Origin of the sequence: Mordavella massiliensis (assembly GCF_016901695.1) — a bacterium.
GTDB classification, from domain to species: Bacteria; Bacillota; Clostridia; order Lachnospirales; family Lachnospiraceae; genus Claveliimonas; species Claveliimonas massiliensis_A.
Genome location: NZ_JACJKS010000007.1, coordinates 38,040 through 52,393, shown reverse-complemented (window position 1 = coordinate 52,393; position 14,354 = coordinate 38,040). Strand labels below are relative to the sequence as shown.

Annotated in this window: 19 protein-coding genes; 18 read left to right on the top strand and 1 reads right to left on the bottom strand. The window is 52.2% G+C overall.

The genetic code is table 11. The features are described 5' to 3' along the window. Window positions 1-200 precede the first annotated feature (200 nt). The 18 genes from rplF to H6A20_RS06530 all read left to right on the top strand — a co-directional run bounded on the left by rplF (window position 201) and on the right by H6A20_RS06530 (window position 13,217). The gene (rplF, locus tag H6A20_RS06615; RefSeq protein ID WP_204906348.1) at window positions 201-743 is read left to right on the top strand and encodes a 50S ribosomal protein L6; all 543 of its coding nucleotides are present in this window, start codon (window positions 201-203) and stop codon (window positions 741-743) included. Window positions 744-760: 17 nt separating this feature from the next. Further along, on the top strand, window positions 761-1,129 hold the full coding sequence (gene rplR / locus H6A20_RS06610) for a 50S ribosomal protein L18 (protein WP_204906347.1): 369 nt from the start codon (window positions 761-763) through the stop codon (window positions 1,127-1,129). A 15-nt stretch (window positions 1,130-1,144) separates the two neighbouring features. Further along, entirely contained in the window at window positions 1,145-1,654 is a 510-nt protein-coding gene (gene rpsE, locus H6A20_RS06605) for a 30S ribosomal protein S5 (RefSeq protein WP_204906346.1), read from the top strand. A 15-nt stretch (window positions 1,655-1,669) separates the two neighbouring features. Further along, window positions 1,670-1,849: a 50S ribosomal protein L30 gene (rpmD, locus tag H6A20_RS06600; RefSeq protein WP_204906345.1), complete on the top strand. Its 180-nt coding sequence runs from the start codon at window positions 1,670-1,672 to the stop codon at window positions 1,847-1,849. Window positions 1,850-1,878: 29 nt separating this feature from the next. Next, entirely contained in the window at window positions 1,879-2,319 is a 441-nt protein-coding gene (gene rplO, locus H6A20_RS06595; RefSeq protein WP_204906344.1) for a 50S ribosomal protein L15, read from the top strand. Further along, window positions 2,319-3,635: a preprotein translocase subunit SecY gene (secY, locus tag H6A20_RS06590; RefSeq protein ID WP_204906343.1), complete on the top strand. Its 1,317-nt coding sequence runs from the start codon at window positions 2,319-2,321 to the stop codon at window positions 3,633-3,635. The genes rplO and secY overlap by 1 nt, the downstream gene beginning before the upstream one ends. A 139-nt stretch (window positions 3,636-3,774) precedes the next feature. After that, window positions 3,775-4,419 (top strand): adenylate kinase, encoded by a 645-nt coding sequence (locus H6A20_RS06585; RefSeq protein ID WP_204906342.1) that lies wholly within the window; start codon window positions 3,775-3,777, stop codon window positions 4,417-4,419. A gap of 4 nt (window positions 4,420-4,423) precedes the next feature. Beyond that, window positions 4,424-5,209 carry a type I methionyl aminopeptidase gene (map, locus tag H6A20_RS06580; protein WP_204906341.1) on the top strand — a complete coding sequence of 262 codons (786 nt, stop codon included), beginning with the start codon at window positions 4,424-4,426 and terminating at the stop codon, window positions 5,207-5,209. Beyond that, window positions 5,196-5,456, top strand: a complete 261-nt coding sequence (locus tag H6A20_RS06575; protein WP_204906340.1) for a KOW domain-containing RNA-binding protein — start codon at window positions 5,196-5,198, stop codon at window positions 5,454-5,456. Before map ends, H6A20_RS06575 begins: the two co-directional genes overlap by 14 nt. Window positions 5,457-5,462: 6 nt before the next feature. Beyond that, window positions 5,463-5,681 carry a translation initiation factor IF-1 gene (infA, locus tag H6A20_RS06570; protein ID WP_004607275.1) on the top strand — a complete coding sequence of 73 codons (219 nt, stop codon included), beginning with the start codon at window positions 5,463-5,465 and terminating at the stop codon, window positions 5,679-5,681. A 143-nt stretch (window positions 5,682-5,824) separates the two neighbouring features. Then, window positions 5,825-5,938: a 50S ribosomal protein L36 gene (gene rpmJ, locus H6A20_RS06565; protein WP_003022746.1), complete on the top strand. Its 114-nt coding sequence runs from the start codon at window positions 5,825-5,827 to the stop codon at window positions 5,936-5,938. 477 nt (window positions 5,939-6,415) lie between these two features. Then, window positions 6,416-6,784: a 30S ribosomal protein S13 gene (gene rpsM / locus H6A20_RS06560; RefSeq protein WP_076780581.1), complete on the top strand. Its 369-nt coding sequence runs from the start codon at window positions 6,416-6,418 to the stop codon at window positions 6,782-6,784. 105 nt (window positions 6,785-6,889) lie between these two features. Then, the gene (gene rpsK / locus H6A20_RS06555; RefSeq protein ID WP_033124796.1) at window positions 6,890-7,285 is read left to right on the top strand and encodes a 30S ribosomal protein S11; all 396 of its coding nucleotides are present in this window, start codon (window positions 6,890-6,892) and stop codon (window positions 7,283-7,285) included. A gap of 72 nt (window positions 7,286-7,357) precedes the next feature. Then, on the top strand, window positions 7,358-7,951 hold the full coding sequence (gene rpsD / locus H6A20_RS06550; RefSeq protein ID WP_204906339.1) for a 30S ribosomal protein S4: 594 nt from the start codon (window positions 7,358-7,360) through the stop codon (window positions 7,949-7,951). 70 nt (window positions 7,952-8,021) lie between these two features. Next, entirely contained in the window at window positions 8,022-8,981 is a 960-nt protein-coding gene (locus tag H6A20_RS06545; protein WP_204906338.1) for a DNA-directed RNA polymerase subunit alpha, read from the top strand. A 172-nt stretch (window positions 8,982-9,153) separates the two neighbouring features. Next, the gene (gene rplQ / locus H6A20_RS06540) at window positions 9,154-9,690 is read left to right on the top strand and encodes a 50S ribosomal protein L17 (protein WP_204906337.1); all 537 of its coding nucleotides are present in this window, start codon (window positions 9,154-9,156) and stop codon (window positions 9,688-9,690) included. Between the two features lie 417 nt (window positions 9,691-10,107). Next, window positions 10,108-12,726, top strand: coding sequence for a bifunctional acetaldehyde-CoA/alcohol dehydrogenase (gene adhE, locus H6A20_RS06535; RefSeq protein ID WP_204906336.1), 2,619 nt, complete (start codon window positions 10,108-10,110; stop codon window positions 12,724-12,726). A 320-nt stretch (window positions 12,727-13,046) separates the two neighbouring features. Beyond that, window positions 13,047-13,217: a hypothetical protein gene (locus H6A20_RS06530; RefSeq protein ID WP_204906335.1), complete on the top strand. Its 171-nt coding sequence runs from the start codon at window positions 13,047-13,049 to the stop codon at window positions 13,215-13,217. 114 nt (window positions 13,218-13,331) lie between these two features. On the opposite strand, the gene H6A20_RS06525 is transcribed toward H6A20_RS06530, so the two are convergent. After that, window positions 13,332-14,348 (bottom strand): 3D domain-containing protein, encoded by a 1,017-nt coding sequence (locus tag H6A20_RS06525; protein WP_204906334.1) that lies wholly within the window; start codon window positions 14,346-14,348, stop codon window positions 13,332-13,334. Window positions 14,349-14,354 lie beyond the last annotated feature (6 nt).

Sequence of the window (14,354 nt, the reverse complement as noted above, 5' to 3'; positions counted from 1 at the left end):
AGAAGAACATCCTTAGAAATAAATGAGCATGCGGGGCAGAGGAAACACCGCGGCCACTAGGCTCGTGGAGGACCTCGCCAAGTGGGCCGGGTGTGCGTTCACACTAAGCTCGTGAGGAACCTCGCTAAGTGTTCACAGCAACTGAAAACAGAGCAGGCCAAAGCATCTGCTCCGAAAATTTAAGTTAAGGAGGACATGGTATGTCACGTATCGGAAGACTGCCAATCACGATCCCGGCAGGCGTTACTGTTGAGATCGCAGAGAATAACAAAGTGACCGTTAAGGGTCCGAAGGGAACGCTTGAGAAAGAGCTCCCGGTTGAAATGGAGATCAAGCAGGAGGGAGATCAGATCGTTGTCACAAGACCGAACGACCTGAAGAGAATGAAATCCCTTCACGGCCTCACAAGAACACTGATCAACAACATGGTTGTCGGTGTGACAGAGGGATATAAGAAAGTCCTTGAGGTAAACGGTGTCGGCTACAGGGCTGCAAAGTCCGGCAACAAGCTGACGCTCAGCCTGGGATACTCTCACCCGGTAGAGATGATCGATCCCGAGGGCGTTGAGACAGTTCTGGAGGGTCAGAACAAGATCACAGTCCAGGGAATTGACAAGGAAAAAGTTGGCCAGTATGCGGCTGAGATCAGAGACAAGAGAAGACCTGAGCCTTACAAGGGCAAGGGTATCAAGTACGCTGACGAAGTGATCAGACGTAAAGTTGGTAAGACTGGTAAGAAATAAATAAGGAGAGTGTGAAAATGGTTAGCAAGAAATCAAGAACAGAAGTACGTGTTAAAAAGCACAGAAAATTACGTAACCGTTTAAGCGGTACACCCGAATGCCCACGCCTCGCCGTATTCAGAAGCAATAATCACATGTATGCACAGATTATTGACGATGTAGCTGGGAACACTCTGGTCTCTGCTTCCACTCTTCAGAAAGATGTGAAGGCAGACCTTGAGAAGACCAACAATGTTGAGGCAGCGGCTGCTCTGGGCAAGGTAATTGCACAGAAGGCTCTGGAAAAGGGTATCAAGGAAGTCGTTTTTGACAGAGGCGGATTTGTATACCACGGAAAAGTTCAGGCGCTTGCAGATGCAGCACGCGAAGCCGGACTGGAATTCTAGGAAGGGAGAACACACATGAAACAGGAACGTATTGATGCTAGTCAGTTAGAATTAAATGAAAAAGTAGTGTCAATTAAGCGTGTAACCAAGGTTGTTAAAGGCGGCCGCAACATGAGATTTACAGCTCTTGTTGTTGTGGGCGATGGCAACGGCCATGTGGGCGCAGGCTTAGGAAAGGCAGCCGAGATCCCGGAAGCGATCCGCAAAGGAAAAGAAGACGCAGCGAAGAAGCTGATCACAGTAGCTCTGGACGAGAACGGAAGTATCACACACGACCAGATCGGTAAGTTCGGAAGCGCATCCGTGCTTCTGAAGACAGCACCGGACGGTACCGGAGTGATCGCCGGAGGTCCGGCCCGTGCCGTGATCGAGATGGCGGGGATCAAGAACATCCGTACAAAGTCTCTTGGTTCCAACAACAAGCAGAATGTAGTGCTTGCTACGATCGAGGGACTGAAGGAAGTAAAGACACCGGAAGAGGTATCCAAGCTCCGCGGAAGATCCGTCGAGGAAATCTTAGGCTAAGGAGGCAGATGAACAATGGCAGATTTAAAGATCACACTGGTAAAATCCACGATCGGTGCTGTGCCGAAGCATAAGAGGACAGTAGAAGCTTTAGGACTTAAGAAGACAGGCAAGACTGTTGTTTTACCGGACAACGCGGCGACAAGGGGAATGGTAAAACAGGTACAGCATCTCGTAAAAGTAGAGGAAGCTTAAGGAAGATCACACAGTAAGGAGGTGTCAGAATGGACTTATCAAATTTAAGACCTGCTGACGGGGCAAAACAGAGCAACAACTTCAGAAGAGGACGTGGACACGGCTCCGGAAACGGCAAGACAGCCGGCAAGGGACACAAAGGACAGAAGGCCCGCTCCGGCGGTACAAGACCGGGTTTTGAAGGCGGACAGATGCCTTTATATAGAAGGATCCCGAAGAGAGGCTTCACGAACAGAAACAGCAAGACGATCGTAGGCATCAACGTGAGCGCTCTCGAGGTGTTCGACAACGACGCAGTTGTATCCGTAGATACACTGATCGAGAAGGGCATTGTAAAGAACCCCAGGGATGGCGTGAAGATCCTTGGAAACGGCGAGCTGACAAAGAAGCTCACAGTTCAGGCGAATGCGTTCAGCGCAGGCGCAGCAGCAAAGATTGAGGCACTTGGTGGCAAAGTAGAGGTGATCTAATGTTTCAGACAGTTAGACGGGCATTTCAGATCGCGGATATCCGCAAAAAGATCCTGTACACGTTCATGATGCTGATCGTGATCCGGATCGGATCTGAGCTGCCCACACCTGGTGTGGATCCGGATTTCATCAAGGACTTCTTCGCACAGAACACTGGTGAGGCGTTCAACTTCTTTAACGCCATCACCGGCGGCTCTTTTGAGCAGATGTCCGTGCTGGCCCTGAGCATCACACCATACATCACATCATCCATCATTATGCAGCTTCTCACCATCGCGATACCGAAGCTGGAGGAGATGCATAAGGACGGGGAAGATGGAAGAAAGAAGATCGCTGCGATCACCCGCTACCTGACAGTCGGCCTGTCGCTGATCCAGTCGACGGCCATGGCAGTCGGTTTCGGACGCCAGGGACTTCTTAAAGAGTTTAACTTCGTCAATGCAGCCATCGTTGTACTGACACTCACAGCCGGAAGCGCATTCCTGATGTGGTGCGGCGAGCGGATCACGGAAAAAGGCGTTGGAAACGGTATTTCCATCGTGCTTGTGATCAACATCATCTCCCGCATCCCCAGCGATATGGCGACGCTCTATGAGCAGTTCGTGAAAGGCAAAAGCCTTGCATCCGGAGGCCTGGCAGCGGTGATCATCCTTGCGATCATCATCGTCCTCGTCGTGTTTGTCATCTTCCTGCAGGACGGACAGAGAAGGATCGCGGTGCAGTATTCACAGAAGATGCAGGGCCGGAGGATGTTCGGCGGACAGTCCACCTACATCCCGCTGCGCGTGAACACAGCCGGCGTGATCCCGATCATCTTCTCCTCATCCCTGATGCAGACACCGATCCTGATCGCGACCTTCCTTGGAAAGGGCGACGGGAACGGCATCGGGAGCGAGATCCTGCGAGGCCTGAACCAGTCCAACTGGTGCAACCCGCAGCAGATCAAGTACTCATGGGGACTGATCGTTTACATTGTGCTCACTGTATTCTTCGCTTACTTCTATACCTCCATCACCTTCAACCCGATGGAGATCGCGAATAACATGAAGAAGAGCGGCGGCTTTATCCCCGGTATCCGCCCGGGCAAGCCGACAGTAGAGTACCTCACAAAGATCCTGAACTATATCATCTTTATCGGTGCATGCGGACTGATCCTTGTACAGGTCGTACCGATCCTGTTCAACGGCTGGCTGGGAGCGAACGTGTCCTTCGGCGGCACGTCGCTGATCATCATTGTCAGCGTGACGCTTGAGACGATCAAGCAGATCGAATCCCAGATGCTGGTACGCAATTACAAGGGATTTTTAAATAGTTAATACCCCCGGCGGGGGATGCCGCAGGCGAGGGGCCGGGATGCAGATCCTGCATCTCCGGCACGCAAGCCGGGCATACGTATGGTTTCAACTCGCGGAAGATTTTTTCGCGGGTTAAAATGCTATAAGGAGGAATACGAGTATGAAGATTATCATGTTAGGTGCGCCTGGAGCAGGCAAGGGAACCCAGGCCAAGAAAATCGCTGCAAAGTATGACATTCCCCACATCTCCACCGGGGACATCTTCCGCGCCAACATCAAGAACGGGACAGAGCTTGGGAAGAAGGCCAAGACATACATGGATCAGGGCCTTCTCGTGCCGGACGAGCTGGTCGTTGACCTGGTTGTGGACCGCGTAAACCAGGAGGACTGCAAAAACGGTTACGTGCTGGACGGCTTCCCGCGGACGATCCCCCAGGCTGAGGCGCTCACAAAGGCGCTTGCCGCGATGGGACAGAAGATGGACTACGCCATTGACGTGAACGTGCCGGATGAGAATATCGTGCACCGCATGGGCGGAAGAAGAGCGTGCGTGGGATGCGGAGCTACATACCACATCGAGTACGCCCCCACAGAGAAGGAAGGCATCTGCGATGTGTGCGGCGGCGAGCTGATCCTGCGCGATGACGACAAGCCGGAGACTGTGCAGAAGAGACTGGATGTGTACCACGAGCAGACACAGCCCCTCATTGACTACTACACGAACGCAGGCATCCTGCGCACGGTAGACGGAACCGTGGATATCGACGACGTGTTCCGGGCGATCACAGAGATCCTGGGAGCGTAGGAATATGCCGATCACGATAAAATCATCCAGAGAGATCGAACTGATGACAGAGGCGGGCAGGATCCTTGAGACTGTCCACAACGAACTGGCAAAAGCGCTTCATCCGGGGATGACGACGCTGGAGATCGACAGGCTCGGGGAGGAGCTGATCCGCAGCTACGGCTGCGAGCCCTCCTTCCTGAACTACAACGGCTATCCGGCATCCATCTGCGTCTCGGTCAACGAGGAGGTCGTGCACGGGATCCCGAGTCCCCACCGGTTCATCCGGGAGGGGGATATCGTGAGCCTGGATGCCGGCGTGATCTACAAGGGCTATCACTCAGATGCGGCCAGGACTTACGGCATCGGCCACATCAGCAAGGAGGCGCAGCGGCTGATCGACGTGACCCGGGAATGCTTCTTTGAGGGAATAAAGTACGCAAAAGAAGGCAACCATCTATTTGACATATCTGCCGCGATCGGAAGGTATGCGACGGAGAGGGGGTACGGCGTCGTCCGCGACTTGTGCGGACACGGCATCGGCACACAGATGCATGAGGCGCCGGAGATCCCCAACTACAGCCAGGGCAGGAAAGGCCCCCTTCTGAAGGCGGGGATGACGCTGGCGATCGAGCCCATGATCAACGCGGGCACATGGGAAGTCAGCTGGCTGGACGACGACTGGACCGTCGTGACAAAAGACCATTCCCTCTCAGCCCACTATGAAAACACAGTGCTCGTCACAGAGGAAGGTGCCGTGATCCTCTCCCTGTCCGGGTACGGAAAGAGGGACGGGGATGGACAGATATAGAGCCGGGATGCTGGCGAGATCCCTGGCAGGGCACGACGCGGGCCAGGTGTTTGTCATAACAGAGGCGGACGGCGCATATGTATATCTGTCGGACGGCCGGATCCGCACGGCGGAACGCCCCAAGAAAAAGAAAAAGAAGCACGTGCAGCCCATCTGCACACAGAGAGCCGGTGCGCTGGACGACGCGTCGGTGAGGAAGATACTGAGAAATTACTTGAACCAGGAAAAGGGAAAACAGGAGGAGTAAGGAGACATGTCAAAAGCTGACGTTATCGAAATCGAAGGAACCGTAGTAGAGAAACTGCCAAACGCCATGTTCCAGGTGGAGCTGGAGAACGGCCATCAGGTGCTGGCGCACATCAGCGGAAAGCTGCGCATGAACTTCATCAAGATCCTTCCGGGAGACAAAGTGACGCTGGAGCTGTCACCCTACGATCTCTCCAAGGGAAGAATCATCTGGAGAGACAAATAATCACAGAAAATCTATTGACTTTGCTTGAAAAGCAGTGCTATACTATATAGGCGCGTTTCCAGGGGATTTTTATGCCTTGTTACAAGATTTCCGGGAAAAGCACCGCGGAACAAGGCAGGCAATGGATGAAAGGAGGATTTGACGTGAAGGTTAGATCATCAGTAAAACCAATTTGCGAAAAGTGCAAAGTAATCAAGAGAAAAGGAAGCATTCGCATTATCTGCGAGAACCCGAAGCATAAACAGCGCCAGGGCTAATTCTGAACACTTAGTGAATGCAAGCGGCTACGCGCAGCATGAACTTAGTGAGAAGATTCGTCCCAAGCGTTAGTGAACGCAAGTCGTCAGACGCGGCGTGAGCTTAGGCGCACGGACGTGTAAATTTGTTTTGGCACAAGGATAGTTTATGCAACCAATTTAGGCGGCTGATAGTATGACACGCCAGGGTGTGTGTGGAGTGATCGTACTATTTAATATACATGAAACACCGGCAGAATGTGGTTCCGTCCACAGGGGTTTCTAGTATATTGCTTACAATACCGGCGGTCATTAGCCGATGCGACAGCAGCGGCTGCCGGAAAGGGCGTGAATACCGACACGCCTGGGCTGGGATATCGGGACAGCGTACAAGGCGCGTGTAATAAAGAGATCCCGGTAGGGAACAGGAGCGTATCCAGTACCCGCAGCCTCAATTTAGGACAATATTAAAAAAAGAATCAAATGGAGGAAAATCACATGGCTCGTATTGCAGGTGTAGACTTACCGAGAGACAAACGTGTAGAGATCGGACTTACTTATATCTATGGTATCGGAAGACCGAGCGCAACACGCATTCTGAAAGAGGCAGGGGTAGACCCTGATATCCGCTGCAGAGATCTGACAGACGAGGACGTTAAGAAGATCAGCGCAGTGATCGACGAGACACAGATGGTAGAAGGTGACCTCAGAAGAGAGATCGCCCTCAACATCAAGAGATTACAGGAGATCGGATGCTACAGAGGTATCCGTCACAGAAAAGGACTTCCGGTTCGCGGACAGAAGACAAAGACAAACGCAAGAACAAGAAAAGGTCCTAAGAGAACAGTTGCGAACAAAAAGAAATAACTTAGTGAAGGCAAGCGCTAAGCGCGCAGCCTGAGCTTAGTTGAGCGAACTATTTTATATATAATATCGAAACAACGCAAAATCTAAGAAAGTAGGTTAGTTTAAATGGCAAAGAAAGTTACAAAGAAAGTGACAAAAAAACGTGTCAAGAAAAACGTTGAACACGGACAGGCACACATCCAGTCATCTTTTAACAACACGATCGTGACATTAACTGATGCACAGGGAAACGCTCTGTCATGGGCAAGTGCCGGTGGTCTGGGATTTAGAGGTTCAAGGAAATCTACTCCGTACGCAGCACAGATGGCAGCTGAGACAGCAGCAAAGGCAGCTCTGGTACACGGCTTAAAGACAGTAGATGTTATGGTAAAAGGACCTGGTTCAGGAAGAGAGGCAGCGATCCGTGCCCTTCAGGCATGTGGAATCGACGTTACAAGCATCAGAGACGTGACTCCGGTTCCGCACAACGGATGCCGTCCGCCGAAGCGCAGAAGAGTCTAATCTTCAACAGTACGTTTTATACTGGAAACAATATAAACAGATATCCGTAGAAATCAGGAGGAAAACGAAAACATGGCAGTAAACAGAGTTCCGGTTCTTAAAAGATGCCGTTCCCTTGGAATGGACCCCGTCTATTTAGGAATTGATAAAAAGTCCAACAGACAGTTAAAGAGATCCAACAGAAAGATGAGCGAGTACGGCCTTCAGCTGCGCGAGAAGCAGAAAGCAAAGTTCATCTACGGCGTACTTGAGAAGCCGTTCAGAAACTACTACAAGAAGGCAAAACAGCAGAAGGGTATGACAGGTACAAACCTGATGGTCCTTCTTGAGACAAGACTTGACAATGTGGTATTCCGCATGGGTCTTGCAAGAACGCGCCGCGAGGCAAGACAGATCGTAGACCACAAGCACGTGCTCGTAAACGGCAAGCAGGTGAACATCCCCTCTTACCTTGTAAAGGCCGGCGATGTGATCGAGATCAAAGAGAAATGCAAAGGTTCCCAGAGATACAAAGACATCCTTGAGGTGACAGGCGGACGTCTCGTTCCGGCATGGCTCGAGGTTGATCAGGAGGCCCTTAAGGGAACAGTGAAAGAGCTTCCGACACGCGATGAGATTGACGTTCCTGTAGACGAGATGCTGATCGTCGAGTTATATTCTAAATAATTGATATAGCATTATTTGGAAAATGTATTAACCCTCAGTAAATTATGAGCCCATAAGGAGGGACTATATAGTGTTTGATTTTAATAAACCAAATATTGAGATCACAGAAATGTCAGATGATAAGAGATATGGAAGATTTGTTGTGGAGCCTCTTGAGAGAGGCTACGGCACAACACTCGGAAATTCTCTGAGACGGATCATGCTCTCCTCTCTTCCCGGAGCTGCGATCAGCCAGGTGAAGATCGACGGGGTGCTGCATGAGTTCAGCTCAATCCCAGGCGTGAAGGAAGATGTGACAGAGATCATCATGAACCTGAAGTCTCTGGCGATCAAGAACTCATCCGAGACCGATGAGCCGAAGACGGCCTACATCGAGTTCGAGGGCGAGGGTGTTGTGACAGCCGCGGACATCCAGGCTGACTCTGACATCGAGATCATGAACCCGGAGACCGTCATCGCTACGTTAAACGGCGGCGCGGACAGCAAGCTTTACATGGAGCTGACGATCACGAAGGGCAGAGGATATGTGAGCTCCGACAAGAACAAGAGTGAGGATATGTCAGCGGGCGTGATCCCCATCGACTCCATCTACACTCCTGTAGAGCGCGTCAACCTGACGGTTGAGAATACCCGTGTCGGCCAGATCACAGACTTTGACAAGCTGACGCTTGATGTGTGGACCAACGGCACGCTGCTTCCCGACGAGGCAGTCAGCCTGGCTGCAAAAGTGCTCAGCGAGCATCTGAAGCTGTTTATCGATCTGTCTGAGGTGGCGCAGGCTGCGGAAGTCATGATCGAGAAGGAGGACGATGAGAAGGAGAAGGTTCTCGAGATGAGCATCGATGAGCTGGAGCTCTCCGTCCGTTCCTACAACTGCCTGAAACGCGCAGGCATCAACACAGTGGAAGAACTTACAAACCGCACACCCGAGGATATGATGAAGGTCCGCAACCTGGGCCGCAAGTCCCTCGAGGAAGTGCTGGCGAAATTAAAAGAGCTTGGCCTTGAGCTGAGCCAGGGGGAAGAGTAAGCACTTAGCGGGAGCAAGCCGCCCGCGGCGCCGCTCGAGTTCCGGTTCGTAGAACTACCTTATAATAACCCACAGCCCGGTCCGCCAGTAAGCCCAAAGATGCATGGCGGCGGCATTTGGCTAGTAAGCCCGAAGATGCATAACCAGATGTGAAATATGGAGGATAAGAAAAATGGCAAAGTATAGAAAACTCGGCAGAACATCCAGCCAGAGAAAAGCTTTATTAAGAAACCAGGTGACAGCTCTCTTAAACAACGGCAAGATCCGCACGACAGAGGCGAAGGCAAAAGAGATCCGCAAGATCGCTGAGGGCCTGATCGCGCTGGCAGTAAAGGAGAAGGACAACTTCGAGGAAGTGACCGTTAAGGCCAAGGTTGCCCGCAAGGACAAGGACGGCAAGAGAGTGAAGGAAGTTGTAGACGGCAAGAAGGTAACTGTTTACGACGAGGTTGAGAAGAAGATCAAGAAGGATATGCCTTCCAGACTTCACGCAAGACGTCAGATGCTGAAGGTTCTCTGCCCTGTGACAGAGGTGCCGAAGACAGCAGCCGGCAGAAAGAAAAACACAAAAGAGATCGATATGGTAGCCAAGCTGTTCGACGAGATCGCTCCGAAGTATGCAGACCGCAACGGCGGTTACACAAGGATCATCAAGATCGGCCAGCGTAAGGGCGATGCTGCCATGGAAGTTCTGATCGAGCTTGTATAGAGAAAACAAAATGCACTGTAAAAAAGAGTTCCGTATGGGACTCTTTTTTTGTGCTGGCAACGAGCCAAAGTCCGGGCCTGCCCGGGATCCTGGCGACCGCTTATCATCCCAGAATGTGCCTCTTGGCACTGCCGGTGATTGTATAAAAATGTGAATATTTAGACAAATATCAGGTATAACATCGTTAATTAAACTACTTATTGGAATAGTAGTTACAATTTATAACAAATATGATAGAATAGCGACACTAAGAGAAAATGCAATGGAAGGAGGGCAGCGTTATTCCCGTCGGAAGAAAATCGGGAATAAAAAATCGTTAAAAAAATATCAAAAATATATTGACAAATATTTAACGAACATGTATACTAAACGCAGATCAAAGAAAACCAAGAAAACTATTTAGGGAGGAACACCAAAATGGCGAAGAAGAAAGAAGCAGCAGTACCTGCATTCATTGACAGCGTGGAAGCTCTGGAAGCCAAGATGAAGGCTATGAGAGAGGCTCAGAAGGTATTTGCCACCTACACCCAGGAGCAGGTGGACAAGATTTTCTTTGAGGCGGCTATGGCGGCCAACAAGATGCGTATTCCGCTGGCAAAGCAGGCAGTTGAGGAGACCGGACGCGGCGTCGTGGAAGACAAGGTCATCAAGAACCACTATGCAGCCGAGTATACCTACAATGCTTACAAGAACACAAAGACGTGCGGCGTGTTTGAGGAGGACAAGGCGTACGGCATCAAGAAGATCGCCGAGCCCGTCGGACTTGTGGCGGCTGTCATCCCGACGACGAACCCCACATCCACCGCTATCTTCAAGACACTGATCTGTCTGAAGACGAGAAACGCCATCATCATCAGCCCCCATCCGGCAGCCAAGGCCTGCACCATCGAGGCGGCCAGGATCGTTCTGGACGCAGCAGTGAAGGCAGGTGCACCGGAAGGGATCATCGGATGGATCGACGCACCGTCTCTGGAGCTTACAACAACCGTTATGAAGGAGTCTGACCTGATCCTGGCGACAGGCGGCCCCGGCATGGTGAAATCCGCGTACTCATCCGGCAAGCCGGCCGTAGGCGTAGGCCCCGGAAACACACCGGTCATCATCGATGAGACAGCGGACATCAAGAATGCCGTGAACTCCGTCATCCACTCCAAGACATTTGACAATGGTATGATCTGTGCCTCCGAGCAGTCCGTGACCGTTCTGGAGAGCATTTATGAGGAAGTGAAGAAAGAGTTCGCATACCGCGGCTGCTACTTCCTGAAACCCGGCGATGAGCTGAACAAGGTGCGCAAGACGATCATCATCAACGGCGCCCTGAACAACAAGATCCCCGGAAAATCCGCTGTGGAGATCGCCGAGATGGCAGGTGTAAAAGTGCCTGAGAACACGAAGATCCTCATTGGTGAGGTAGAGTCTGTGGACATCTCCGAGGAGTTCGCACACGAGAAACTCTCGCCCGTGCTTGCCATGTACAAGGCAAAGACATTTGACGAGGCAGTGGAGAAGGCAGAGAGACTTGTCGCTGACGGCGGATACGGACACACGTCCTCCCTTTACATAGACACGGCGCAGACAGAGAAGATCGAGAAGTTTGAGGCGGCCATGAAGACATGCCGTATCCTGATCAACACACCTTCTTCCCAGGGCGGTATCGGAGACCTCTACAACTTCAAGCTGGCTCCGTCCCTCACTCTCGGATGTGGTTCCTGGGGCGGCAACTCCGTATCAGAGAACGTGGGAGTCAAACATCTGATCAACATCAAGACCGTTGCCGAGAGGAGAGAGAATATGCTGTGGTTCAGAACACCTGAGAAGGTTTACTTTAAGAAAGGCTGCATGCCGGTTGCCCTGGACGAGCTGGGAACTGTGATGCACAAGAAGAAAGCGTTCATCGTTACAGATACATTCCTGTACCAGAACGGGTATGTGAAGCCGATCGAGGAGAAACTGGACGAGATGGGCATTCAGCATACATGCTACTACGAGGTCGCTCCGGACCCGACACTGCAGTGCGCGGAGAAGGGCGTGGACCAGATGAGACAGTTCGGCCCTGACACGATCATCGCGCTGGGCGGCGGTTCCGCAATGGACGCGGCCAAGATCATGTGGGTGATGTACGAGCATCCGGAGGCAAACTTCGAGGATATGGCCATGGACTTCATGGATATCCGTAAGAGGGTGTTCACCTTCCCGAAGATGGGCGAGAAGGCTTACTTTGTGGCGATCCCCACTTCTTCCGGTACAGGTTCCGAGGTGACGCCGTTCGCCATCATCACGGATGCGACGACGGGCGTGAAATGGCCGATCGCGGACTACGAGCTCCTGCCTGACATGGCGATCGTAGACGTGGACAACATGATGACACAGCCCAAGGGACTGACATGCGCATCCGGTATCGACGTTATGACGCACGCCATCGAGTCCTATGTATCCATTATGGCGACAGACTTCACAAAGGGTCTCTCCATGAAGGCGGTCAAGATGGTATTTGATTACCTGCCGTCCGCATATGAGAACGGCGCAAAAGATCCCAAGGCCCGCGAGTTCATGGCAAACGCTTCCTGCATGGCAGGTATGGCATTCGCCAACGCATTCCTGGGACTGAACCACTCCATGGCTCACAAGCTGGGCGCCTTCCATCACCTGCCGCACGGTATCGCAAACGCAGTCCTGCTGACAGAGGTGATGAAGTACAACGCGGCGGAAGTGCCCACAAGGATGGGAACCTTCTCCCAGTATCAGTATCCGCATGCACTGGCAGACTACGCAGAGCTGGGACGCTTTGCAGGATGCAAGGGCAGCACGGATCAGGAAGTGTTCGACGATTTCATCGCGAAGCTGGAAGAGCTGAAGGAGAAGATCGGCATCAAGAACTCCATCCAGGAGTACGGCATTGACGAGAAGTACTTCCTCGACACACTGGATGAGATGGTGGAGCAGGCCTTCAACGATCAGTGTACAGGAGCTAACCCGAGATATCCGATCATGAAGGAGATGAAAGAGATCTACCTGAAGTGCTACTACGGAAAATAGGTTTTCTTATATGGTTTTCTCACAACGGGGGTCCGCAGCAGCGGGCCCCTTTAGTTATATAAACCCTGGCTTTTTTTCCCTGCCTGTGGTATCATATGTAAAAGCATTATGTTTCCGGCATGTCTGATTCTAACGCAGCGTTGGCTGCATCTGTTTTTCTATTACATTCAGGAAAATCTCAATGCTTTTAATTCCCATTATCAGCAGAGAGATTGGCGGATGCGGACGACGACAGCGAGGGAGAATTATCGAAGCGGGTGCGCTATCTGAAGCGGGAAGAAGGAGGCGTGGATATCATGTGTGAAGTATCAGAAAGAATTATGGAACGTGGCAGAAAGATCGGCGAGGCACAAGGCGGAAAGAAGAAAGCCCACTCCACCACCCTGAATCTCTCGCGGATGGGGCTGACGCCGGAGCAGATCGCCAGCGCAGTAGGCGAGAGCCTGGAACAGGTGAAGAGCTGGCTGGCAGGGGCGAAGCCGGCGAACTGACGAGAAAGCGGAGTTTTACCGTGGCCCACAACGCAGTTTCTATCAGAGTACGCAAAAAAATCAGGAGAATATCCCGGTGTTTGGGATGCTCTCCTGATTTTATATAGAACAGATTTAATTCGCCCAGTACACTTCTGTGTAGAACACTCCGTTGGCAAGCGCTGTGGCGTGGTCGCTCACAAAGACGTCGATGACATTGCCCTTGACCGCGCTTCCGGTATCCTCGGCCGTGTAGACGTGGCCGTTGATGATAACCTGTGAGCCGAGCGGGATGACGCTCGGGTCTACCGCAATGGTGCGTCCCACTGTGGGAACCGTGCCGCTGGCCGTGTTGGAACCGGCCCAGGAACCGCAGCAGTAGTAGCAGGGACAGTAGTGCGTGACGCGGAACCGTCCAATGCTCTGTTTGCCGTCGGTGGAAACAGTGCCGCCTGCACTGCCTGCGCTTCCGCCCACGGCGGCCTGCTGCTGCGCCGCTTGCTGGGCTGCTGCCCGCTGCTGTGCAAGGAGGGCCTCCGCTGCCTTGGCCTTCTCGATCTGGCTGCTGTACTGTGAGATCTGGTCAGACTTGGAGGCGATCTGTGATTCCAGCTCGGAGCGCTTTGCGTTCAGCTCCTCCTCCATATCTGCGAGAGCGGTCTGCTGCTCTTTGAGCTCATCGCCCTCCATGCGGATCTCCTCCTGGGTATCCTCCAGTGCCTGGAGCATGTCCCTGTCGTATTCGCTTACGTTTTGTACAAAATCCGTCTTGTTCAGAAAATCAGCCATGTCTTCCGCGGAGCAGAGCAGTTCGAGGAAGGTGGTATTGCCAGCCTCGTACATGTACTTGATGCGGAGCTTCATGGCTTCGTACTGTTCCTCGCCCCTCTTCTGTGCTTCATCCATCCGTTTCTGTGTTTCTTCCATGGCGGCGGCTGTCTCTTCCATCTGGGTCGCGAGACTGTCGATATCGCTGCCAAGACTATTCAGCTCTTCGTTGAGGCCTGCCACCTCGTTCTCGAGGGCGCCTTTCTGTCTTTCCAGTTCTTCCGTAGAAGGTTCTGCGTATACCAGAGTGCCTGTACACCCCATGGCCGCGACACATCCGGCGACAACGCCGGCCCGCAGCATGCGTTTTAATCTTGTACTCATCATATA